The organism is Chlorobaculum tepidum TLS (assembly GCF_000006985.1).
GTDB lineage: Bacteria > Bacteroidota > Chlorobiia > Chlorobiales > Chlorobiaceae > Chlorobaculum > Chlorobaculum tepidum.
In genome coordinates this window covers 2081681-2102595 of record NC_002932.3, presented here as the reverse complement: position 1 = coordinate 2102595, position 20915 = coordinate 2081681, and the positions used below count along the sequence as shown (strand labels likewise).

Genomic DNA, 20915 nt, shown 5'->3' with positions numbered 1-20915 from the left:
AATGACCGGTTCAATCCATACAGAGCCGCAGGCCGCGGCAAAGAGAGGCTACGTCTATATCGCGGGCGCGGGGCCGGGTGATCCGGAGCTGCTCACGCTCAAGGCTGATCGGGTGCTGCGCGGGGCGGACGTGATTCTCTTCGACGATCTCGTGCTGCCCCAGATGCTTGAACCCTACAAGGCCGAGAAGATCTATACCGGCAAGCGCAAGGATGCGCATCACTTCGCGCAGGACGAAATCAACCAGGAGATCGTGCGCCATGCGCTCATGGGCAAGACCGTCGTGAGGCTCAAGGGCGGCGATCCCTTCATCTTTGGACGCGGCGGCGAGGAGATCGAGACGCTGCGCCAGCACGGCATCGGTTACGAGATCATTCCCGGCATCACCGCAGCGCACGGAGCTAGCGCCTACAGTGAAATTCCGCTCACCATGCGCAAGGTCTCCTCGTCGGTCGCCTTCTGCACCGGCCATCCGGTCAACAGCATCCAGGTGCCCGATACCGACACGATCGTCTATTACATGGTGGCCTCGAACGTGCACGACGTGCTCGACAAGGTGGCGGCGTCGGGGCGGAGCGGCGAGACGATGGTCGCCGTGGTTCAGAACGCCACGCGCTATAACCAGCGCGTCATTACCAGCACGCTCGACGAGTTCCGCAAGCGCGAAAAGGCGGTTTACTCACCGGCGTTGCTTATCATCGGCCAGAACATCAGCCAGTACATCGAAGAGAACTGGTTCTCCCGCAAGAAGAAGGTGCTCATGACCGGCGAAGCGCCGAAAAAATACCCGCCTGCCGACTACATCACCGTGCCCTTCCCGTGCCAACAGGTGGCGGGCGCGGATCTCGGCGCGGTGAAAGCCTGCATCGAGGGGATCGACCGGTTCTCGATGCTCTTTTTCCAGAACCGCTTCGCCGTCCGGTATTTCTTTAAATATCTCTTCGAACATGGCCGCGACGTGAGGCATCTGGCGCATCTCGTCATCTGCACCGCGAACCGTTCGGTCGCCTCGGCGTTGCAGGAGTACGGCATCATTCCCGACTGCTGCCTTGACCGGGAGGGCGTGGATGCGATCGCCGCGATGCTGCGCAAGGAGGAACTCACCGGCCAGCGCATTCTTCTGTCGGGCGCGGAGCATGTCGATGAGCTGGTGGCCGGGCAACTCCGTGAGGGGGGCAACGAGGTCACGCCGCTCGTCGTTTACGTGCATGGCGCGCAGGATCAGGTCGAGAAGATCGACCTCGACTTCATCGACGAAATCTACTTCGCCTCGGCAGATTGCGTGAAAAAATTCAGAGGGATGTACGACGCGATTCCCGCCCGAATCGCCGTCACCCCGGCGGACGAGCGCACCGCAGAGGAGATGCGGCGTCAGTTTGGCGGATAGCGTCCGTCAAGGTGCCGTCATCAAACCGTTAACGCCCCGAATTACTCGGGGCGTTTTCTGCGTTCCAGCATGGCGATGAAGAGCAGCGACATTGCGAGGTTCTTCGTGAACGCCGGATATAGCCAAGGGGTCGGATAGAGGTGCCGAACTGTGGATGATAAACAGGGGACGGGGCTTGAAAAAAGGCAGGGAGCTATGACTCCGCAGCTCAAGACACGGGCGTGTCAACCCGTCTGGATTTCTGTTTTCAGGGCGATCTCTTCGAGGATGGCGCTGACGCGGATGCAGTTGGACATCTCTCCGGCATAGACGATCGCGCGGCCTCTGGTATGCACCTCCCATGTGTGTTTTTCAGCGATAGACCTCGTGCAGCGTACGGCCTTGATGATCTGAAAGATCACTTCGTCAAAGGTGTGATCGTCGTCGTTGAAGAGCACCACGCGCCAAGCGTCGAGGGTATCGACGTCGGCGATCAGTTCTTCTGTTCTGGTATCGGGATTGTTGCTTGCGGTCAACCGGATCATGATGACGGGTATCGGTTTGCCTGAAAAGTAAATGGTAATTTATAGTGCAGCAGGCTTTTCAGCAAGCCCGGTTTCAGCGTGAGACGGGCGCATCCACAGCCCCGAATGCGAATCGCTCCGGTGAGATTTCCAGACGGCATCGGGCGCCAACGGGCAGGGTCATCAGCTCCCGGATGTGGCCATAGGAGAGGCCGGTCATCACCGGCACGCCGTCGTGCATCCGGTTTGCGTAATAGGTAAACATCTTGTCGAAGCGGTAATCGCGGTTTTCGTCGGCGGGATTTTTGCTGAACTGGCCGAACATCAGGCCCCGGCACTTCTGCGCCAGACCGGCGTTGAAGAGGTGCGAGAGCATCCGGTCGATGCGGTAGGCCGGTTCGTTGACATCTTCGGTGAAGAGCAGCGCGCCGCTGAACGAGGGCAGGTACGGCGTGCCGACCAGCGAGGAGAGCACCGAGAGATTGCCTCCAACAAGCCTGCCGGTGACGGCTCCTGGTCTGATGCAACTGATCGGGTGTTCGCTGAAATTGGTGAGGTGCTTCGAATAACCCGGATCGGTCAGCATTCCCCAGAAATGTTCTTCGGTGTAGCTGCTGGGCGCCAAAAGCTCCGTGGCGGCCATGGGGCCGGAAAAGTTGACGAGGCCGGTTTTCCTGAACACGGCCAGAGAAAGTGCCGTGATATCGGAATAGCCGACAAGGATTTTCGGATTGGCCGCAATCAGTCCGTAGTCAATACGGTCAAGCAGACGTGTCGCTCCGGCACCGCCCCGGAGGCAGAAAATAGCCCGTACTTCACGATCTGCGAACATCTGGTGAAGATCGTGAAGCTTGTACCGGTCGGTATGCGCGGGGTCGTGCTCTGAGCGGTTCAGGTACAGCGAGGTCTTGACCTTGTAGCCACAGCGCTCAAGGTAGGTGACGGCCCGTTCGATTTTTTCCGGCTCGGCGCAGGTCGAAGATGGCGAGATCAGGCCGATGACCTCTCCCCTGCGGAGCGCTTTGGGGATCAGAATGTTCATGAAAGCAAAAAACACCAGCAGTACGTTTCAGTACTGCTGATGTTTTTAATGTTGTTATGCCGACTTCAGTCAGGAGACCTCTTCGGTCAGCAAAATTGCCTTGTTGCCGCTGACTTCAAAGAATCCGCCGGCGATCTGGAACGTGTCCTCGGAACGGTCGGAAAGCGACAGGCGCACTTTCCCGCTTTTCAAAGCGGCAAGCAGCGGAGCGTGCCCTTTGAGAACCTGGAACAAACCGTTCAGACCCGGAGCGATGACGCTGTTGATCTCTCCCGAAAAGAAGAGCTTCTGGGGCGTGACGATATCGAGTGTAAAGGCTTTGTCTGAACTTGCCATGTCTTTGCCGTTGGTTTAGAGCGTTTTTGCTTTGGCAACCGCCTCTTCGATGGTGCCGACCAGGTAGAAGGCAGCTTCGGGCAGGTTGTCGTGACGGCCATCGATGATCTCCTTGAAGCCCTTGATGGTGTCTTCGAGCTTGACGTACTTGCCTGCAAGACCGGTAAACGCTTCAGCCACGAAAAAGGGCTGCGACAGGAAGCGCTGCACTTTGCGGGCGCGGGCAACCACGAGTTTGTCCTCGTCGCTCAGCTCGTCCATACCGAGAATGGCGATGATGTCCTGAAGGTCTTTGTAGCGCTGGAGAATCTGCTTGACAGCCTGCGCGGTGTTGTAGTGATCGTCACCGACGATGTTCGGATCGAGGATTCGGGAGGTTGAATCAAGCGGATCGACAGCCGGGTAGATACCAAGCTCGGCGATCTGACGTGAAAGCACGGTCGTGGCATCGAGGTGGGTGAATGCGGTAGCCGGAGCTGGATCGGTAAGGTCATCGGCAGGGACGTAGATGGCTTGCACGGAGGTAACCGAACCTTTCTTGGTGGAGGTGATCCTGTCCTGAAGCTCACCCATCTCGGTGCTGAGAGTCGGCTGGTAGCCTACGGCGCTCGGCATACGGCCAAGAAGCGCGGATACCTCGGAACCTGCCTGGGTGAAGCGGAAGATGTTGTCGATGAACAGAAGCACGTCACGGCCCTCTTCCTCACGGAAGTACTCGGCGATGCTAAGGCCGGTCAGGGCGACGCGTGCGCGTGCTCCCGGAGGCTCGTTCATCTGGCCGAACACGAGAGCGGTCTTGTCGATAACGCCAGACTCCATCATCTCGTGCCAGAGGTCGTTTCCTTCACGGGTGCGCTCGCCGACGCCAGCGAACACGGAGTAACCCGACTGCTGCTTGGCGATATTGTTGATCAGCTCCATGATGAGCACGGTCTTGCCGACGCCAGCGCCGCCGAACAGACCGGTTTTACCACCGCGGGAGTAGGGCTCGAGGAGATCGATAACCTTGATGCCGGTTTCGAACATCTCGGTTTTGGTCGAAAGTTCGTCGAATTTCGGAGCGGCGCGATGGATAGAGTAGGTTTTCTTTGCCGGGACAGGGCCTTTGCCGTCGATGGGATCGCCGACAACGTTCAGCATTCTGCCGAGCACCTCTCCGCCTACCGGGACCTGGATCGGTTTGCCGGTGTTGACAGCGCTCATGCCTCTGACCAGACCGTCGGTCCCTTCCATGGCGATTGTCCGAACACGCTCCTCTCCAAGGTGCTGCTGGGTTTCGAGTACCAGTTTCGAGCCGTCCTGACGGGTGACAGTGAGGGCATCGAGGATAGACGGAAGCTGTCCTTCAGGAAAGTCAACGTCAACGACAGGGCCGATGATCTGGGAAATCTTACCTTCTTGCATGGTATTCAGTATGGGATTTTGGTTGCAATCAAACGTTTGGTGCCGGAATCACGAGACTCCCTTTTCAGGCTCTGTTCCGGTTACTCGGCTCGGGTTCTCGGCATAAGCGAGCCACCTGAGGGACTTGAACCCACGACCTACTATTTACGAAACAGTTGCTCTACCAACTGAGCTAAGGTGGCTTGATACGGCGCTTCCTGCCCTGCGGGCAGAAAAATCGAGACGAAATATAGCTTATTTGTTCTCAAAACGCAAAGAAATATCAGGGTTGCGCCAAGAGGAAAAGCCTGGGATTCCTATATTGAAGTTTAGAACTATTTGTCGCTGACGAACATTGATTCGGACTAGATTACCATAATAATCAAAAGAAATGTTATGAAAAGACTCGCGTCCCCCTTCGCCCCCTTCGTGGCTGCACTCATGGTTTTTTCGCTCTCACTGGCCTTCAGCGCGCAGGCTGACGCCAGACCGACACCCGCCCCCTCCTTTTCCGGAGTGACCGTTGACGGCAAACCCTTCTCCTCGGCCTCCCTCAAGGGCAAGGCCTACATTGTCAACTTCTTCGCCACCTGGTGCCCGCCCTGCCGGTCGGAGATTCCCGATATGGTGCAGGTGCAGAAAACCTGGGCCTCCAGAGGCTTTACCTTTGTCGGCATTGCGGTCAACGAGCAGCTTCCGAATGTGAAGAATTACATGAAAACCCAGGGCATCATCTACCCGGTGATGATGGCCACTCCCGAGCTGATCCGGGCCTTCAACGGCTACATTGACGGCGGCATCACCGGCATTCCGACCTCGTTTGTCATCGATGCCTCCGGCAATGTTTCTGGTGTGATCGTCGGGCCGAGAAGCAAGGCGGATTTTGACCGGATCGTCAAAATGGCGCTCGGCGCAAAGGCGGCTACAAAATGACCCAGCTTTCTGTGTAACCAGAGAGTCAACATGGCTGACTTCCGATGCCTCGGGGGAATTTCCTGCCGGGGCGTGCTTTTTTAACGCTATTTCTCTGCATCAAACATTTTAAACGATCCCCAAGCGATCTCCAAGCTCATTATGGAACCGATCCCGATCAATGCTCCGGACTCCGTCAGAAACCTGAAACTTCTCCAGTGGGTCAGGGAGACCGCCGAACTGTGCCAGCCCGATTCGGTCTGCTGGTGTGACGGGTCCGTCGAGGAGTACGACCGCCTGTGCAACGAAATGGTCGCAAGCGGCACCTTCATCAAGCTCTCCGAACAGAAGCGTCCCAACAGCTACCTCTGCCGTTCCGATCCGAGCGACGTGGCCAGGGTGGAAGATCGCACCTTCATTTGCAGCATCCGCCGCCAGGACGCCGGACCGACCAACAACTGGGTCGCGCCAAAAGAGATGAAGGCGACCTTGAACAAGCTCCTTGCCGGGTGCATGAAGGGGCGCACCATGTATATCATTCCCTTTAGCATGGGGCCGCTCGGCTCGCACATCGCGCACATCGGCGTCGAGATCACCGACTCGCCCTACGTTGTCACCAACATGCGCATCATGACCCGCATGGGCCGCGCGGTGCTCGACCTGCTCGACGAGGAGGCCGAGTTCGTGCCGTGCCTGCACTCGGTCGGCGCGCCGCTCGAACCCGGTCAGCAGGATGTGCCGTGGCCCTGCAACGACACCAAGTACATCGTCCACTTCCCGGAGGAGCGCTCCATCGTCTCCTACGGCAGCGGCTACGGCGGCAACGCACTGCTCGGCAAGAAGTGCTTCGCCCTGCGCATTGCCTCCTCGATGGCGCGCGACGAGGGGTGGCTCGCCGAGCACATGCTCATTCTCGGCGTCGAGTCGCCGGAGGGCGAAAAAGATTACGTCGCGGCGGCCTTCCCGAGCGCCTGCGGCAAAACCAACTTCGCCATGATGATTCCGCCGGGCGAAATGGAGGGGTGGAAAATCACCACCGTTGGCGACGACATCGCCTGGATCAAGCAGGGCAAGGATGGTCGCCTCTACGCCATCAACCCCGAGTACGGCTTTTTCGGCGTCGCGCCGGGCACCTCGGAGAAGAGCAACCCCAACGCGATGGCCACCCTTCACGCCAACTGCATCTTCACCAACGTGGCGCTGACGCCCGATGGCGACGTCTGGTGGGAGGGGATGACCGACACGCCACCGGACTTCCTCATCGATTGGCAGGGCAAGCCCTGGGTACCGGGGTGCGAACGTCCTGCCGCCCATCCGAACGCCCGCTTCACGGCTCCGGCCCATCAGTGCCCGGTTATCGACGAGAACTGGGAAAACCCGGACGGCGTGCCGATTTCAGCCTTCATTTTCGGTGGACGGCGTGGCGATACCATTCCGCTGGTCTACCAGTCGGCCAACTGGTACTACGGCGTCTATCTTGCCGCCACGATGGGTTCGGAGAAGACCGCTGCCGCCGCAGGCAAGATCGGCGACGTGCGCCGCGATCCTTTCGCCATGCTGCCTTTCTGTGGCTACCACATGGGTGACTACTTCAACCACTGGCTGCACGTTGGCCGCACGCTTACCGATCCGCCGAGAATTTTCGGCGTCAACTGGTTCCGCAAGGATGAAAACGGCAAGTTCCTTTGGCCCGGATTCGGCGAGAACATGCGCGTGCTGAAGTGGATTATTGGTCGGGTGCATGGCCGCGCCGCTGCGGTGGAAAGCCCGCTCGGCTGGATGCCGAGGTATGAATCGCTCGACTGGCGGGGTCTGGATGGATTCACCAGAGACAAATTTTCAACGCTCATGTCGGTGGATCGCGAAGCGTGGAAGCAGGAGCTGTTCTCGCACGAAGAGCTGCTTGAAAAGCTTTACGACAGGCTCCCGAAAGAGTTCACGCACATCCGCGAGCTGATGCTTTCGACGCTCTGGAGGTCTCCCGAGCACTGGGAGCTGGCCCCCGAGCGCTATACGGCCGAGCACTGAGGATTGGCGCAGTTTCACAGACACTCCGAAAGCGGGCAGCGATGCCCGCTTTTTTTATTGGATTTCGACCCTATTTATCGTCAGGTGTTGCACAATTGTTAATATTACCATATCTTTATTCAGTTATATAATTATATTAATTGAGGTTTGAATTTTTGCCGTTTTTCATTTACCCCTGCACTTTTTTCTCATCAGGCATGCTTTGGGCGAGCAGGAAAACGGAATGCGCTGGCCGTCCGGTCAGCCTTGCTTCGCTGAACAGGTTGTTACGTTTTTCGTTGAAGCCGGTGCAAAACCGGTCATGCAGTTTTTCACGCATTAGCAGACGTTGGCGTTTTCGGCCAGGTCGCGAAATGACCATCATGCGCATCACGGTTCGCTGAATCGTGGTGCACCAGACAGGTGTCCCGGAGTGAACCGTACTCCGGATATAATCAACCCGGCTATCCCTCGTATCCTTCAAGGTTTTCCATAGATATGGAGCTGGCCGCAAGCATCTAACATTCAACTCACTGACATCATGATTCGAAAAACCGCATGTTCGGTTGTGGCCCTTCTCGTGCTGCTCGGCGCCACCCCTGCGTTCGCCACCAATGGCATGAACCTCGAAGGGTATGGCGCCAAATCGATGGCCATGGGCGGCACCGGCTCAGCCTACGATACGGGCAACTCCGCCGTCATGAACAACCCGGCAACTCTCGGCTTCATGAAAGAGGGGGAGTCTGAGATCGGCTTCGGCATCCGGGGTCTGCATCCGAACATCAAGCTGGAGAACGGCGGTGCGAGCGACAAATCGGACGCGACCTCGTTCTTCATGCCCTCGATGTCCTATATGCGCCGCGATGGCCGGTTCAGCTATGGCGTCGCCATGCTCGCCCAGGGCGGCATGGGCACCGATTACGGCGACGATTCTCCGCTGTTCTCTATGGGGACATCGCTGAAGGGCGCTGCTGGTGTTTCAATGAGCGGCAAGGACATCCGGAGCGAGGTCGGTGTCGGACGCATCATGTTTCCGGTGGCCTATCACCTGACCGACCAGACCACCCTCGGCGCATCGTTCGACGTCGTGATCGCCAGCATGGATTTGCAGATGGACATGGATGGGCAGCACCTAGCCGGCATGATGGCCGGTAACGGAGGTTCCATCAGTGGTTCTATGGCAAGCTCGCTGGGAGCCATTATCGAGAGCGGTGCCGACATCAATTACGCCCGGTTCGACTTCTCGAACCACAATCCTTTCATCGGAAAAGCGGTGGGATTCGGCACCGGCCTGAAGTTCGGCTTCACCCACCAGTTCAGCAAAGTCGTGTCCGTCGGCGCGAGCTGTCACACCCAGACCAAGCTTGCCGATCTCGAAACCGACAAGGCAACCCTTTCGTTTGCCGGAGATTTTGGTGAGCAGTCAGTGACCGGTAAAATCAAGGTGCGTAACTTCGAGTGGCCAGCGACTTTCGCTGCCGGAATAGCACTCAATCCCTCGGACAAATGGATGATCGCCGGCGATGTGAAATACATTGACTGGTCAAGCGTCATGGACAAATTCCAGATGAGCTTTATCGCCGACGGCTCGAATCCCGCTCCGTTTGCCGGGCAGAATCTCGACGTTACGATGGATCAGAAGTGGAAAGATCAGACGGTCTGGTCGCTCGGCGTGCAGTACAAGGCCACCGACAAGCTCGCCCTGCGCGCGGGTGCCAGCTTCTCGACCAACCCGGTGCCCGACAGCAACCTCAATCCGCTTTTCCCGGCGATTACGAAAAACCACTACACCTGCGGCTTCGGCTATCGCGTGAACGACGCCACAAGCGTCTCTGCCGCATTCAGCTGGGCGCCCAAAGTCACGGCCACCAACGGCGACCAGACCGTGATCTCCCACAGCCAGACCAACTGGGCTCTCAATCTCACGCACAGGCTGTGAGGAGATGTTGATCGGTAAAATAGAACGAGGGGGGAGTCTCCCTCTCAGTAGAGAATGTTAAGCCTTGTGTGATGATGGTATAAACGCAGAAAGACTGCCTTGGCAATGACGCCGCGGCAGTCTCTCTTTACATGTAGTGTAATTCCTTTGCGCGGATCAGTTTTCGTCGAGGGTGAAACCGATTTTGCAGGTGACCTGCCAGTAGGCGATTTTCTGGTTTTCGACGTGGCAGCGGGTTTCGACCAGCTCGACCCAGCGGATGTTCCTGATGGTTTCAGCGGCTTTGGCAACGGCGTTGTTTACAGCCTCTTCGATGCTGGTGGCAGAGGAACCGACGATTTCGAGTTTCTTATAGATGTGAGCACTCATGGCGGTGTGTGTGGTTGGTTATGTGAAGCCATGGATTGACCTTGGAGGAATCCGAGGTCACCATACCTGAAAATAAGACTCTCAGTACGAAAAAATTCTCCATGACCGATTTTTTCCTGAGAAATGGAGTTCGTGGCCAGTTTTCAGATGCCTCGAGACGTTAGGATCGATCCCGCCGGGAGGTATTGTCTCCGGTTCTTGCGCAATGCGGATGGAGCCGTGGCCCGCGGGATATCGACGGTTTTCGGGACTATAGGTTTTTAACCTTGTTCAAAAAAAGATAGTGTAGTGTTATGAAAGGAGCAGAGGATTCACCGTTTTTTTCCGGTGCCATCTCAAGGCTTCACGCAAAAAGCCGGATGGCAAGAGCGAAAGGGGAGGGCCGGAACGCCCAGGTCTCTCCTCACGCTCCGACGAAGTCGATCCGGGCGGAACCGTCAGCAGGCCTGATTCGGTCGATTATCCCGAGCCTGACGTTTCCGGCAGTCTCAGGGTCGAGTGATGCCGCGTCGTCCGAGCACCCCCGCATTTTCATCATGCGATCCTCCATTTTCTTTTTACTTTCGGGAGACAGCGCCTGAAGAGCAATAGAAAATCGACCATTGAAGACGACGCACACCATCATTCACGGCGACAGCCGCCAGATGAACCTCCTGCCGGATCGCTCCGTGCATCTGGTTGTCACCTCTCCGTTCTGCTGGCAGATCAAGGGTTACTGCTGTGAGTGCGAGCGATATCTCATCTTTTTCCCTCTTGGCACGAGAGCTTGAAAGGATGGTCGATCTCCGGAAGCTGACCCCGGAATCGAGTGCGAGCATCCAAACGGAGCGGAATGCCTCACAAGGATCAATAGGGTTGATCCCTGATGCCGGGAAACCGTCGCTGGAGATGTTGTACTCTTGCCTGAAGAGTGAATGCTTAACAGCATGAAGAGCTTGCGTTTGCATCGATCATGCACTGTTTTCTTTTTTGTTATTGAGATAATCCGACAGAACATGTTGTGTAAGCCGTTTTATGGCGTTTTTCCCTGGAGCTTCGCGGGCTGATTGCATTTTTCGACTTATCATGCCTGTCAGCAGGAGGCGATATTTTCTGTTTTCGGAGAGCAAAAAGCATCGAAAGGATGATCATGTCCTCCACCTACCGGGAGACCGTCGTTGACGGATACAATCTGATTCACAAGCTTGGAAAAGCCGGGCCTGGAGCCTCTATGGCTGATCTGCGGGAACGGCTCGAAGCGATGCTTGCCCGGTACCGGCAGAAAGCCCGGCGTCATGTCATCCTGGTATACGACGGAGGCAGCGGGCCGAAACCGTTGACCTTGACCGGAGCCGTCGATGTTACCTTTAGCGGCACCGTCAAATCCGCTGACCGGTGGATTATTGATCATGTCCGTTCGCTGGGCGTACGCGCCACCATGACGTTTGTCGTCAGCTCCGACCGTGAAATCCAGCGCTACTCGAAAGCGTATGGCGCAAAGTGCGTCGATTCGGAAACCTTTATCGATGAGCTGGCGGCGATGGGCATTGCCATCGATAAAGACGGGCGGCGAAAAGGACAACAGTCCGGCGTAAAGATGAACAAAAACGCTTCGGGGCTGCTCTCCGACAAGGAGGTCGATTACTGGCTTGGCCTCTTCGCCAGAAAGCGCTGAAGGCGATAATCTGCCTCTGTATCTTGAGACAATTTGTTATACTACGAGGTTAATCGTTTAACCGACCCCCTTTAACCGACGACCGTATCATGTCTGAAAGCTGTGAAATAAACAATGATCACTGGCGGGAGCTTGAAGAATGGAGAGGCAAAATCGACGAGATCGACCGGCAGGTAGCTGCCCTCCTGTGCCAGCGTTTGCAGTTCGCCGGAAATATCAGCTCCGTAAAATCAAGGATTGGAGAAGCCGTGCTTCAGCCAGAGCGTGAAAAAGAGGTGCTCATCAACGTTCTTGCCCATACCGATTCACCCGCGATGAGCCAGGCGCTCGAACGGATCTACCACTCCATTCTCAATGAATCGCGCCTCTTTCAGCAGGAGTACAAGAATGGTCAACAGAACCATTCCTCCCGATAAGTCGTAAACCTTGATGCCTCCTAGAAAAGCCCCCTTTCGCGCAACCGCACCAAGGGTTATATTGCTGGCCATTGCGGCTGTCGTGGTGACGCTTTTGTTCGTACCCGGCATCAACTCCATGTCGCCGAAGGAAGAGCCTGCCAGGATCGCTGTCCACCGGGGAGAGGGATTCCGCCGCATTGTCGAAAAGCTGCACGATGCCGGGGTGATTCGCTTCCGCTGGCCACTGCTGGCCGCCGGGGCGCTTGTTCCGCCGCTGCACAAGATCAAGCCGGGCAGATATACCATCTCCGGCAACCACTCGGTCTTTGGCCTGCTGTGGTATCTCCATTCGCGCCCCCAGGACGAAGTGCGGGTCATGATCCCGAACGGCGTCGAGCAGCGCAAAATCGCCCGGATCATAGCCGCCAACCTCGATATCGACTCGACCGCATTCATTGCAGCCTCACGCGATCCGCGCCTGCTCGCCTCGCTCGGCATCAAAGGCGAGAGCACCGAGGGCTATCTTTTTCCCGGCACGTACAACTTCGCCTGGGCCAGCACGCCGAAGGAGGTGATCACCTTTCTCACAAGAAGGTTTCGCGCGTTCTACTCCGACAGCCTGAAGCAGGAGGCGAAACAGGCGGGCCTCGATGAACATCAACTGCTCACGCTGGCCTCAATCGTAGAGGCCGAAACGCCACTCGATGAGGAAAAACCGGTCATCGCCAGCGTCTATCTGAACCGTCTGAAGAAAAACATGCGTTTGCAGGCTGATCCCACGGTGCAATACGCCATTCCGGGCGAGAGTCGGCCACTCCACTACAAGGATCTCGCTATCGACTCGCCGTACAACACCTACCGGCACGCAGGACTGCCTCCGGGGCCAATCTGCAATCCCGGTGCGGCGTCGATTCGCGCGGTGCTGAGTCCGGCGAACACCGGTTACCTGTACTTCGTCGCGACCGGCCAGGGGGGCCACGCTTTCGCCACCACACTTGCCGAACATGCCCGGAACGTCCAGCGCTACAGGGCCGCCAGAAAAGAGCAGCAAAAGAACCCCGGCGGCGGCACGCCTTGACGAATCGCTCCGGGTATACCGCGGATGCCGGATATTATGTATATTCACGCAGGCAAACACTTTTAGTTTCATCAACCAACTGACAGGGAAATGCAGAAAAAGACATTGTCTGACATATCGTTACAAGGAAAACGCGTCCTGATGCGAGTCGATTTCAACGTGCCGCTCGACCAGGACAGGAACATCACTGACGAGAAAAGGATCGTGGAGGCACTGCCTTCAATCCGCAAGGTCATCGACAATGGCGGCAGGCTGATTCTGATGTCGCACCTCGGAAGACCGAAAGGCAAGGTCAACCCGGCATTCTCCCTTTCACCGGTCGCAAAGCGCCTCTCCGAGCTGCTTGATTGCCCGGTGACGATGGCTGGTGACTGCATCGGCACCGAGGTGATGCAGCAGGTGCTCGCCTTGCAGGACGGTGACGTGCTCATGCTCGAAAACCTCCGCTTCCACCCCGAAGAGGAGGCTAATGATCCTGACTTCGCCAGGGAGCTGGCTTCGCTGGGCGAAATCTACGTCAACGACGCATTCGGTACGGCGCACCGCGCCCACGCCTCGACCGAGGGCATCACCCACTTCATGCAGACCGCCGTTGCGGGCTACCTCATCGAAAAGGAGCTGCGCTATCTCGGTACGGCGCTCAACGATGCACAGCGTCCGTTCGTGGCCATTCTCGGCGGCGCGAAGATTTCAGGCAAGATCGACGTGCTCGAAAGCCTCTTCGAGAAAGTCGATACCGTTCTTGTCGGCGGCGCGATGGTCTTCACCTTCTTTAAGGCTCAGGGCCTCGACGTTGGCAACTCGCTTGTCGAAGAAAACAAGCTCGAACTGGCTGTTTCCCTGCTTGAAAAAGCCAAAGCGAAAAACGTGCGCTTGCTTCTTCCGGAAGACGTGGTCGTGGCCGGAGAGATTTCCGCCGACGCGCCTTCGCGTGTCGAGCCGGTCAGCGCCATCTCCGCAGGCATGATTGGTCTCGACATCGGCCCGGCAACCATCGAAACCTACCGCAAGGAAATTCTCGACGCGAAAACCGTGCTCTGGAATGGCCCGATGGGTGTGTTCGAGATCGACCAGTTCGCCAGGGGCACCTTCGCCGTCGCCCAGGCGCTTGCCGACGCAACCGCAGAGGGCGCGATCACCATCATCGGCGGCGGCGACTCGGCGGCGGCCATCGCAAAGGCTGGCCTCTCCGACAAGGTGACGCACGTTTCGACCGGCGGTGGCGCCAGCCTCGAATTCCTCGAAGGCAAGGAGCTGCCGGGCATCGCAGCCCTGAACGATTAGACCCTGACGAGCATTGATCGTCACGCAAGCGATTTCCGAACCGTATGAACAATCATGGGCGCGTCTGAGAAACGGCTCGACACCGGTCAGCATGTTTTCCAGACGCGCCCTCATTGCAAACGCTGCTAAATGACCCGATACGACCAGCCATACTCGCCCGGCGGCTTCCAGGTGATGCCGCCGGCCATCAAGGCGATCATCATCACCAATGTGATTGTGTTCCTCTTCCAGAACAGCGCTTTCGGCCCTGCCCTCACCACGTTTGGCGCACTCTGGCCAATAGGCTCGCACAACCCGGCGGGCTACTCGTTTCACCTCTGGCAACCCATTACCTATCTCTTTCTGCATGGCAGTTTCGCGCACATCTTTTTCAACATGTTCGCGCTCTGGATGTTCGGCGTTGAAATCGAAAACTACTGGGGAACCAGAAACTTCGTCAGTTTCTATTTTATCTGTGGCATTGGCGCCGCGCTCATCAATCTTCTGGCGACCTACGGCAGCCCCTACCCGACCATTGGCGCCTCTGGAGCCATTTTCGGTGTGCTGCTCGCGTTCGGTATGATGTTCCCCGACCGATACATCTATCTCTACTTCCTTCTGCCGATCAAGACCAAGTACTTCGTGGCCGGATACGCCCTGATCGAGTTCATCATGGGTCTCGGCAACCGGACGATGGGCAGCGGCAGCGACATCGCCTATTTCGCCCATCTTGGCGGTATGCTTTTCGGCTATATCTACATCGTGATCCGGCGGAATGAATGGACGATCAAGCGGATGTTTCGGGACTTCTCTCTGCCAAAAAAACCGAAAGGGCCGGTTCTCTGGCAAGGCGGCGGCAAGGATGACGATACCTCCGAAGCCGAGATCGACCGGATTCTCGACAAGATTTCGAGCAGGGGTTACGACTCCCTGACGGCGGAGGAAAAACGCACATTGCTCAAGGCAGGTAAACGCTGATCCTCCGGCGGCGCACCCCTGCACGATATGCACCACTCCGGCATGAAAAGCAAAAAGGAAGGCCGCATTTTCGAGCGCGCCCGCAAGGCCGCCGAAGAGATCCTGCGCGACCCTGAAAAAATCAGGAATGTCATCGACGCCGCGCTGCATATGGTTGGCAGTGCGAGCACCTCATCGCCATTCGGCGAGCTGACCGACAAGTTTCAGGCAATCATCAGGCTTGTTCGTGCCTACGTCAACCGCCAGTACCGGGTCGTGCCCTGGCAAACCGTCATTCTCGCCGTTGCGGCGCTTCTCTACTTCATCAACCCGTTCGACGCGATTGCCGACTTTCTCCCGCTGATCGGCTTTTTCGACGACGCCGCCGTGCTCACTGCCGTGCTCGCCTCGATCAACCACGACCTCAACGAGTTTCTCGACTGGGAAAAAATGACCGCTCAAAACTCGGGAGAGCCAATTCCAAGAGTGATCGATGCCGATTTTGAAGAGGTGAAGGCGGACTCGATTGATAATGGATAGTTGACAATTGATAATGCTTGTTGTCCGAAGCATAAAAACGGGACAACTGTGCCAGATAATGTGTTGATCCATGCCATAAAGGCGGACATCACCTCGCTGACGGTCGATGCCATTGTCAATGCGGCGAACACTTCGCTGCTTGGCGGCGGAGGCGTTGACGGGGCGATTCACCGGGCGGCAGGGCCGAAGCTGCTCGAAGCATGCCGCGAACTTGGAGGATGTCTCACTGGCGAAGCGAAGATCACGAAGGGCTACCGGCTGCCCGCAACGTTTGTCATCCACACCGTTGGCCCGGTCTGGCATGGCGGCAACCACGGCGAAGCCGAACTCCTTGCCTCATGCTACCGCAACTCGCTGAAGCTCGCCATCGAGCACCATTGCCGTACCATCGCCTTCCCCTCCATCAGCACCGGCATCTACGGCTATCCCGTCGAACAGGCCGCTGCTATCGCCATCACGACAGTGCGCGAAATGCTCGCGGACGAAAGGGGTATCGAAAAGGTCATTTTCTGCTGCTTTTCAGACCGTGATCTCGACGTTTACCAGAAGGCGCTTGCTGCCGGATGAGGCTTTGCGCCGTCAGTATCGCCACGGGAAATAGGTATCATATATCGAATCAAATGCTGAATAAGCTGGGCATTGTCCTGTAGCCAGCTTTTCGAAAGCGTAAAGCATCGGCGTAATAACGCAGCGCGGCTGAATCGAAATCGCATGTCCCTGCAAACTGTTGGCAACGATTTCGCTGGCATTCTCTGGCGAACTGATGGGGCTCCCCTCTCATCCGAATGAATTGCTCTCGTTTAGCGTCCAACCAATTGATTTTTCGGTTTTTTACGCTCTGACGCGATCCGGGTTTTCAGGCTGGAAAATCGTACATTATAAGCTGGTGTTGCGTTGCAACTTTTTGCCGGTTTGATTTTATTATCCAACGAAAAAATGGTTGCCATGATGAAGAGAGTACATTTGATGCGGGCGCTGCTGATTGCTTTGGCGGCGGTGACAATGCTTTTTGGAACGGCTCGTGCGGGCTGGGATCCGGCTGACGAGGTTAATGCCGAGCGGACAATAGGGATGTTCAGGAAAGCTGATCCGTCTCTTGAGCGTTTCTTTTCAAAGGCTTATGGTTATGCGGTTTTTTCTGATATCTACAAGGGCGGGTTCATGATCGTCGGCGGCGGTCACGGCAAAGGGGTGGTTTTCGATCAGGGACGGCCCATTGGCCATGCGACTGTGACGATGTTCAATGTTGGGCCTCAGCTCGGCGGACAATCATTTTCCGAGATCATTTTCTTCAAGGACCGGGCGGCGCTTGCTGACTTCACCAAAGGCAATTACGAGCTGAGCGCTCAGTTTGCTGTTGTTGCCGTCAGGGCCGGCATGGCCACCAATACCGACTACTCGAACGGCGTGGCCGTTTTTGCCATGCCTAACGCGGGCTTGATGGGAGAACTCACTGTTGGCGCCCAGAAGTTCACTTTCAGGCAGTACCGGTGATTCGACCGGCATTCGACAAGGTTTTTATCACTATCTCATTTTCTGATGAACTATGAAATTGTCGTGGGCCTCGAGGTCCACTGTCAGCTCAATACCGAAAGCAAGGCATTCTGCGGCTGTTCTGCCAAGTTCGGCAAACCGGCCAACACCAACGTCTGTCCGGTCTGCCTGGCGCTTCCCGGCGCGCTGCCGGTGCTGAACGCCCGCGTGGTTGAGGACGCCGTCAAGCTCGGCCTGGCCACCAACTGCACCATCGCCCGTCACTCGATTCTGGCGCGCAAGAACTACTTCTATCCTGACCTTCCCAAGGGCTACCAGATTTCGCAGTACGAAGAGCCGATCTGCTCGGAGGGAGTGATCCATATCGATCTCGAAGAGGGGGGCAAGGATGTTCGTCTGGTGAGGATTCACATTGAGGAGGACGCGGGTAAATCGATCCACGACATCGGCGACGACACCTACATCGACGTGAACCGTTGCGGCGTGCCGCTGCTGGAGATCGTGAGCTACCCCGACATGCGCACGCCGAAGGAGGCCTCGGCCTACCTGCAGAAGCTGCGCCAGATCGTCAGGTACCTCGGTATCTCCGACGGCAACATGGAGGAGGGTAGCCTTCGCTGCGACGCCAACGTCTCGGTCAGGCCGGTTGGTGCGACCGAGTACGGCACCCGCACGGAGATCAAGAACATGAACTCGTTCCGCAACGTCGAGCGCGCCATCGAGTACGAAGCCAAGCGCCACATCGAGGTGATCGAGGGCGGCGGCACGATTGTGCAGGAGACGCGCCTGTGGGATGCCGACAAGCTCGAAACCCGTTCGATGCGCGGCAAGGAGCACGCCCACGACTACCGCTACTTTCCTGATCCGGACCTTGTGCCGGTGCTGGTAGACGACGGTATGATCCGCCGGATGCAGGAGGAGTTGCCGGAGTTCCCGGAAGATCGCGCGGCGCGTTTCGTTTCCGAGTTCGGCATTCCGGCGTACGACGCTGGCGTTATCACCGTGGACCGAGAGCTGGCCGACTATTTCGAATCAACGGTCAAGGTGTCGGGCGACGCCAAAGCCTCGTCGAACTGGGTGATGGGTGAAGTGATGCGCACGCTGAAGGAGAAGTATCTCGACATTCACAAATTCGCCATTTCGCCGGAGCGGCTCGGCGGCCTGATCAAACTCATCAACGCGGGCGCGATCAGCAACACCATTGCCAAGCAGGTGTTCGAGATCATGCAGCAGGACGAGGCGACGGCGGAAGCCATTGTCGAGCGCGAGGGGCTGGCGCAGGTTTCGGACAGGGGAGCCATCGAGGCGGCCATCAGGGAGATTCTCGAAGCGAATCAGAAGCAGCTCGAACAGTACCGCAGCGGCAAAACGCAGCTTTTTGGTTTCTTCGTCGGCCAATGTATGCAGAAGATGAAGGGCAAGGCGAACCCGAAAATGGTGAACGATATTCTGAGGTCGATGCTCGACGCCTGAGCAGGGTTGACTCGTCAGCTCTCCGTGCCGAACAGATCGTTCATGCGGGGGCTTTCGGGAGCGTTTTCAGGTTTGGCGGGCCGGGCGGTCTCGGCGGGGTTGATCGTTTCAAGCTTCTTGCGGGTCTCCAGCAAGCGCTTACGGCACTCCTCGGCGAGCGACATTCCCTCCTCGTAAAGCGCGATGGAGTTTTCAAGCCCGGTGTCCGGGTTTTCGATGTTCCGGGTGATCTCTTCGAGGCGCTGGATCAGCTCTTCGATGGTCGGCACGGCACTTGTGCGGGATTTGCTTGAAGCGGGCATCGGTCGGTCTGGTTTAAAATTGAGAGTAACATAGGTAACGATAGCGATTATTACAAAAAGGACGGAAGCGTGAAGTTTGTCGATAGTGCGAAAATCTCGGTGAAGGCTGGTGACGGCGGTCGGGGTTGCGTGAGTTTCAGGAGAGAGAAGTTCGTGCCGAAAGGCGGGCCTGATGGCGGTGACGGTGGCCGTGGTGGCCACGTCTATCTGCGCGCCAACAAGCAGCTTACCACTCTGCTCGATTTCAAGTACCGCAAATCCTACATCGCCGGCCGCGGCGGGCATGGGCTTGGCGCTCGCAAGAGCGGCAAGGATGGCAAGGACGTCATCATTGGCGTGCCGTGCGGCACGGTGGTGCGCAACGTCGAGACCGGCGAGGTGATATGCGACATGGTCGAGGACGGGCAGGAGATAATGATCGCCAAGGGCGGACGCGGTGGCTGGGGCAACCAGCACTTCGCCACGGCGACCCGGCAGGCTCCGCGATTCGCCCAGCCCGGCGAGCCGGGCGAGGAGTACGAACTCGAAATGGAGCTGAAGCTGATGGCCGACGTCGGCCTCGTTGGTTTTCCCAACGCAGGCAAATCGACGCTGATCTCGGTACTCAGCGCGGCACGGCCGAAAATCGCCGACTACCCGTTCACGACGCTGGTGCCGAATCTCGGCATTGTGCGCTATGAGGACTACAAATCCTTCGTCATGGCCGATATTCCGGGCATCATCGAAGGGGCGGCGGAAGGGCGCGGCCTGGGCATCCAGTTCCTGCGCCACATCGAGCGCACCAAGACGCTGCTCATCATGGTTCCGTCCAATACGGAGGATATTGCCGCCGAGTACGCCACGCTCCTGAAGGAGCTGGAGAAGTTCGACCCGTCGCTGCTCTCCAAGCCAAGACTCGTGGTGATCACCAAGATGGATATTGCGCCTGAGGATTTCACCATGCCGGAGCTTGAAAAAGGGGTCAAGGTGCTCGCCATATCGAGTGTGGCGGGACAGGGACTCAAGGCACTCAAGGATGAGCTGTGGCGGCAGGTCTCTCTCCAGAACCAGTCACCTTCTGAACATGCCGGCAGCTGATACCTGCGTCAGAAATGCGCGTCTTGCCGACGCTTCGGCCATTTCACGAATCACCGAGGGCTATGCGGGTGAGGGGATCATGCTCAAGCGCTCGGTCGAGAATATTATCGAGCATATCCGTGATTTTTTCGTGGCCGACTACAAAGGCCAAGTCATCGGATGCTGTGCCATCGCATTTTACACGGTGAAGCTCGCTGAAATCCGCTCGCTCGCCGTGCTCGAAGAGTTTCGGAACAAGGGAATCGGGCGTCTTCTGGTAGAAAAGGCAGAGGCCGTGCTGAGCGAAGAGGGAGTTAACGAGGTATTCGTGCTGACCCTGAATTCCGGATTTTTCAAGAGAATGGGGTACAAAGAGATCGAAAAGGAGTATTTTCCCCAGAAAATCTGGCGTGATTGCACCAATTGCCCGAAACGCATGGCATGTGACGAAATCGCCATGGTCAAAACGTTGTAAGGGGCCAATCAGAGGCCCAGCCAGCTCTAATCCAGTGATAACCTTTAACCGGCCACCAGTACCAGTGATTGTCCAGGAAGTGATTATCAGAAACAGCGCGGGTCTGCACACCCGGCCAGCGGCGGCGGTCGTCAAGCTCGCCTCCAGATTCAAGTCGGACTTTTTCATCGAGATGGATGGCTTGGAAATCAACGCCAAGTCGATCATCGGCGTCATGAGCCTGGCCGCGCCCAAAGGGTCGCGCATGGTGCTCAAACTGGAGGGCGAGGACGAAGCAGAAGCGGCCAAGCACCTTATCGAATTTTTCGAACAGGGGTTCGGCGAAGCGTAGCAACAACGCGAAACCA

Annotated in this window: 25 protein-coding genes and 1 tRNA gene; 16 read left to right on the top strand and 10 right to left on the bottom strand. The window is 57.2% G+C overall.

Annotated elements, in window-relative coordinates; genetic code table 11:
- Position 1 precedes the first annotated feature (1 nt).
- The gene (cobA, locus tag AYT24_RS10140) at positions 2–1387 is read left to right on the top strand and encodes a uroporphyrinogen-III C-methyltransferase (protein ID WP_010933891.1); all 1386 of its coding nucleotides are present in this window, start codon (positions 2–4) and stop codon (positions 1385–1387) included.
- Between the two features lie 224 nt (positions 1388–1611).
- Here the strand turns inward: cobA and AYT24_RS10135 are convergent, their stop codons facing one another.
- From AYT24_RS10135 to AYT24_RS10115, 5 genes are all read right to left on the bottom strand, one after another.
- Positions 1612–1911 (bottom strand): ATP-dependent Clp protease adaptor ClpS, encoded by a 300-nt coding sequence (locus AYT24_RS10135; RefSeq protein WP_010933890.1) that lies wholly within the window; start codon positions 1909–1911, stop codon positions 1612–1614.
- Positions 1912–1984: 73 nt separating this feature from the next.
- Positions 1985–2932: a S66 peptidase family protein gene (locus AYT24_RS10130; RefSeq protein ID WP_010933889.1), complete on the bottom strand. Its 948-nt coding sequence runs from the start codon at positions 2930–2932 to the stop codon at positions 1985–1987.
- Between the two features lie 69 nt (positions 2933–3001).
- Positions 3002–3268, bottom strand: coding sequence for a hypothetical protein (locus AYT24_RS10125; protein ID WP_010933888.1), 267 nt, complete (start codon positions 3266–3268; stop codon positions 3002–3004).
- A 15-nt stretch (positions 3269–3283) separates the two neighbouring features.
- Positions 3284–4672 carry a F0F1 ATP synthase subunit beta gene (gene atpD / locus AYT24_RS10120; RefSeq protein ID WP_010933887.1) on the bottom strand — a complete coding sequence of 463 codons (1389 nt, stop codon included), beginning with the start codon at positions 4670–4672 and terminating at the stop codon, positions 3284–3286.
- A gap of 109 nt (positions 4673–4781) precedes the next feature.
- Positions 4782–4854: transfer RNA gene (locus AYT24_RS10115), tRNA-Thr, on the bottom strand.
- Positions 4855–5047: 193 nt separating this feature from the next.
- Here AYT24_RS10115 and AYT24_RS10110 point away from each other — a divergent pair.
- Together AYT24_RS10110 and AYT24_RS10105 are read left to right on the top strand one after the other, a co-directional pair.
- Complete coding sequence (locus AYT24_RS10110) at positions 5048–5584, top strand: TlpA family protein disulfide reductase (RefSeq protein WP_010933886.1); 537 nt, start codon at positions 5048–5050, stop codon at positions 5582–5584.
- A gap of 141 nt (positions 5585–5725) precedes the next feature.
- On the top strand, positions 5726–7591 hold the full coding sequence (locus AYT24_RS10105) for a phosphoenolpyruvate carboxykinase (GTP) (protein WP_010933885.1): 1866 nt from the start codon (positions 5726–5728) through the stop codon (positions 7589–7591).
- Positions 7592–7760: 169 nt separating this feature from the next.
- Here the strand turns inward: AYT24_RS10105 and AYT24_RS10100 are convergent, their stop codons facing one another.
- Positions 7761–7955 carry a hypothetical protein gene (locus AYT24_RS10100; RefSeq protein ID WP_164927173.1) on the bottom strand — a complete coding sequence of 65 codons (195 nt, stop codon included), beginning with the start codon at positions 7953–7955 and terminating at the stop codon, positions 7761–7763.
- Positions 7956–8111: 156 nt separating this feature from the next.
- Between AYT24_RS10100 and AYT24_RS10095 the strand changes: the two genes are divergently transcribed.
- Positions 8112–9509 (top strand): OmpP1/FadL family transporter, encoded by a 1398-nt coding sequence (locus AYT24_RS10095; protein WP_010933883.1) that lies wholly within the window; start codon positions 8112–8114, stop codon positions 9507–9509.
- Positions 9510–9665: 156 nt separating this feature from the next.
- Here the strand turns inward: AYT24_RS10095 and AYT24_RS10090 are convergent, their stop codons facing one another.
- From AYT24_RS10090 to AYT24_RS10085, 3 genes are all read right to left on the bottom strand, one after another.
- Positions 9666–9878: a dodecin gene (locus AYT24_RS10090; RefSeq protein ID WP_010933882.1), complete on the bottom strand. Its 213-nt coding sequence runs from the start codon at positions 9876–9878 to the stop codon at positions 9666–9668.
- Positions 9879–10281: 403 nt separating this feature from the next.
- On the bottom strand, positions 10282–10416 hold the full coding sequence (locus AYT24_RS10650) for a hypothetical protein (RefSeq protein WP_264357650.1): 135 nt from the start codon (positions 10414–10416) through the stop codon (positions 10282–10284).
- Between the two features lie 19 nt (positions 10417–10435).
- The gene (locus AYT24_RS10085; RefSeq protein WP_164927172.1) at positions 10436–10825 is read right to left on the bottom strand and encodes a hypothetical protein; all 390 of its coding nucleotides are present in this window, start codon (positions 10823–10825) and stop codon (positions 10436–10438) included.
- Positions 10826–11007: 182 nt separating this feature from the next.
- Between AYT24_RS10085 and AYT24_RS10080 the strand changes: the two genes are divergently transcribed.
- The 9 genes from AYT24_RS10080 (at position 11008) to gatB (ending at position 18735) form a co-directional block, all read left to right on the top strand.
- Positions 11008–11532, top strand: coding sequence for an NYN domain-containing protein (locus AYT24_RS10080; RefSeq protein WP_164927171.1), 525 nt, complete (start codon positions 11008–11010; stop codon positions 11530–11532).
- A gap of 89 nt (positions 11533–11621) precedes the next feature.
- On the top strand, positions 11622–11948 hold the full coding sequence (locus AYT24_RS10075; protein WP_010933877.1) for a chorismate mutase: 327 nt from the start codon (positions 11622–11624) through the stop codon (positions 11946–11948).
- Between the two features lie 13 nt (positions 11949–11961).
- Complete coding sequence (gene mltG, locus AYT24_RS10070) at positions 11962–13008, top strand: endolytic transglycosylase MltG (protein ID WP_010933876.1); 1047 nt, start codon at positions 11962–11964, stop codon at positions 13006–13008.
- A gap of 90 nt (positions 13009–13098) precedes the next feature.
- Entirely contained in the window at positions 13099–14292 is a 1194-nt protein-coding gene (locus AYT24_RS10065) for a phosphoglycerate kinase (protein ID WP_010933875.1), read from the top strand.
- A gap of 129 nt (positions 14293–14421) precedes the next feature.
- Positions 14422–15249 (top strand): rhomboid family intramembrane serine protease, encoded by an 828-nt coding sequence (locus AYT24_RS10060; protein WP_010933874.1) that lies wholly within the window; start codon positions 14422–14424, stop codon positions 15247–15249.
- 42 nt (positions 15250–15291) lie between these two features.
- Positions 15292–15768: a YkvA family protein gene (locus tag AYT24_RS10055; RefSeq protein ID WP_164927170.1), complete on the top strand. Its 477-nt coding sequence runs from the start codon at positions 15292–15294 to the stop codon at positions 15766–15768.
- 48 nt (positions 15769–15816) lie between these two features.
- On the top strand, positions 15817–16335 hold the full coding sequence (locus AYT24_RS10050) for an O-acetyl-ADP-ribose deacetylase (protein ID WP_010933872.1): 519 nt from the start codon (positions 15817–15819) through the stop codon (positions 16333–16335).
- Between the two features lie 399 nt (positions 16336–16734).
- Entirely contained in the window at positions 16735–17262 is a 528-nt protein-coding gene (locus AYT24_RS10045; RefSeq protein WP_164927299.1) for a hypothetical protein, read from the top strand.
- Positions 17263–17307: 45 nt separating this feature from the next.
- The gene (gatB, locus tag AYT24_RS10040) at positions 17308–18735 is read left to right on the top strand and encodes an Asp-tRNA(Asn)/Glu-tRNA(Gln) amidotransferase subunit GatB (protein ID WP_010933868.1); all 1428 of its coding nucleotides are present in this window, start codon (positions 17308–17310) and stop codon (positions 18733–18735) included.
- Between the two features lie 14 nt (positions 18736–18749).
- Here the strand turns inward: gatB and xseB are convergent, their stop codons facing one another.
- Complete coding sequence (gene xseB, locus AYT24_RS10035) at positions 18750–19037, bottom strand: exodeoxyribonuclease VII small subunit (RefSeq protein ID WP_010933867.1); 288 nt, start codon at positions 19035–19037, stop codon at positions 18750–18752.
- A 69-nt stretch (positions 19038–19106) separates the two neighbouring features.
- On the opposite strand from xseB, the gene obgE reads away from it, so the two are divergent.
- The 3 genes from obgE (at position 19107) to AYT24_RS10020 (ending at position 20899) form a co-directional block, all read left to right on the top strand.
- Positions 19107–20114, top strand: a complete 1008-nt coding sequence (gene obgE, locus AYT24_RS10030; protein WP_010933866.1) for a GTPase ObgE — start codon at positions 19107–19109, stop codon at positions 20112–20114.
- On the top strand, positions 20101–20568 hold the full coding sequence (locus AYT24_RS10025) for an N-acetyltransferase (RefSeq protein ID WP_010933865.1): 468 nt from the start codon (positions 20101–20103) through the stop codon (positions 20566–20568). The genes obgE and AYT24_RS10025 overlap by 14 nt, the downstream gene beginning before the upstream one ends.
- A gap of 64 nt (positions 20569–20632) precedes the next feature.
- Entirely contained in the window at positions 20633–20899 is a 267-nt protein-coding gene (locus tag AYT24_RS10020) for an HPr family phosphocarrier protein (RefSeq protein ID WP_010933864.1), read from the top strand.
- Positions 20900–20915: the final 16 nt, after the last annotated feature.

What these genes read in the sequence shown, in the direction of transcription:
- cobA (WP_010933891.1), top strand. Translation starts at nt 2, where the DNA reads ATGACCGGTTCAATCCATACAGAGCCGCAGGCCGCGGCAAAGAGAGGC.
- AYT24_RS10025 (WP_010933865.1), top strand. Translation starts at nt 20,101, where the DNA reads ATGCCGGCAGCTGATACCTGCGTCAGAAATGCGCGTCTTGCCGACGCT.
- AYT24_RS10105 (WP_010933885.1), top strand. Translation starts at nt 5,726, where the DNA reads ATGGAACCGATCCCGATCAATGCTCCGGACTCCGTCAGAAACCTGAAA.
- AYT24_RS10075 (WP_010933877.1), top strand. Translation starts at nt 11,622, where the DNA reads ATGTCTGAAAGCTGTGAAATAAACAATGATCACTGGCGGGAGCTTGAA.
- AYT24_RS10135 (WP_010933890.1), bottom strand. Translation starts at nt 1,911, where the DNA reads ATGATCCGGTTGACCGCAAGCAACAATCCCGATACCAGAACAGAAGAA.
- AYT24_RS10065 (WP_010933875.1), top strand. Translation starts at nt 13,099, where the DNA reads ATGCAGAAAAAGACATTGTCTGACATATCGTTACAAGGAAAACGCGTC.
- gatB (WP_010933868.1), top strand. Translation starts at nt 17,308, where the DNA reads ATGAACTATGAAATTGTCGTGGGCCTCGAGGTCCACTGTCAGCTCAAT.
- xseB (WP_010933867.1), bottom strand. Translation starts at nt 19,037, where the DNA reads ATGCCCGCTTCAAGCAAATCCCGCACAAGTGCCGTGCCGACCATCGAA.
- atpD (WP_010933887.1), bottom strand. Translation starts at nt 4,672, where the DNA reads ATGCAAGAAGGTAAGATTTCCCAGATCATCGGCCCTGTCGTTGACGTT.
- AYT24_RS10095 (WP_010933883.1), top strand. Translation starts at nt 8,112, where the DNA reads ATGATTCGAAAAACCGCATGTTCGGTTGTGGCCCTTCTCGTGCTGCTC.
- mltG (WP_010933876.1), top strand. Translation starts at nt 11,962, where the DNA reads ATGCCTCCTAGAAAAGCCCCCTTTCGCGCAACCGCACCAAGGGTTATA.
- AYT24_RS10650 (WP_264357650.1), bottom strand. Translation starts at nt 10,416, where the DNA reads ATGATGAAAATGCGGGGGTGCTCGGACGACGCGGCATCACTCGACCCT.
- AYT24_RS10045 (WP_164927299.1), top strand. Translation starts at nt 16,735, where the DNA reads ATGCGGGCGCTGCTGATTGCTTTGGCGGCGGTGACAATGCTTTTTGGA.
- AYT24_RS10055 (WP_164927170.1), top strand. Translation starts at nt 15,292, where the DNA reads ATGAAAAGCAAAAAGGAAGGCCGCATTTTCGAGCGCGCCCGCAAGGCC.
- AYT24_RS10090 (WP_010933882.1), bottom strand. Translation starts at nt 9,878, where the DNA reads ATGAGTGCTCACATCTATAAGAAACTCGAAATCGTCGGTTCCTCTGCC.
- AYT24_RS10130 (WP_010933889.1), bottom strand. Translation starts at nt 2,932, where the DNA reads ATGAACATTCTGATCCCCAAAGCGCTCCGCAGGGGAGAGGTCATCGGC.
- AYT24_RS10110 (WP_010933886.1), top strand. Translation starts at nt 5,048, where the DNA reads ATGAAAAGACTCGCGTCCCCCTTCGCCCCCTTCGTGGCTGCACTCATG.
- AYT24_RS10085 (WP_164927172.1), bottom strand. Translation starts at nt 10,825, where the DNA reads ATGCAAACGCAAGCTCTTCATGCTGTTAAGCATTCACTCTTCAGGCAA.
- AYT24_RS10060 (WP_010933874.1), top strand. Translation starts at nt 14,422, where the DNA reads ATGACCCGATACGACCAGCCATACTCGCCCGGCGGCTTCCAGGTGATG.
- AYT24_RS10100 (WP_164927173.1), bottom strand. Translation starts at nt 7,955, where the DNA reads ATGATGGTCATTTCGCGACCTGGCCGAAAACGCCAACGTCTGCTAATG.
- AYT24_RS10125 (WP_010933888.1), bottom strand. Translation starts at nt 3,268, where the DNA reads ATGGCAAGTTCAGACAAAGCCTTTACACTCGATATCGTCACGCCCCAG.
- AYT24_RS10080 (WP_164927171.1), top strand. Translation starts at nt 11,008, where the DNA reads ATGTCCTCCACCTACCGGGAGACCGTCGTTGACGGATACAATCTGATT.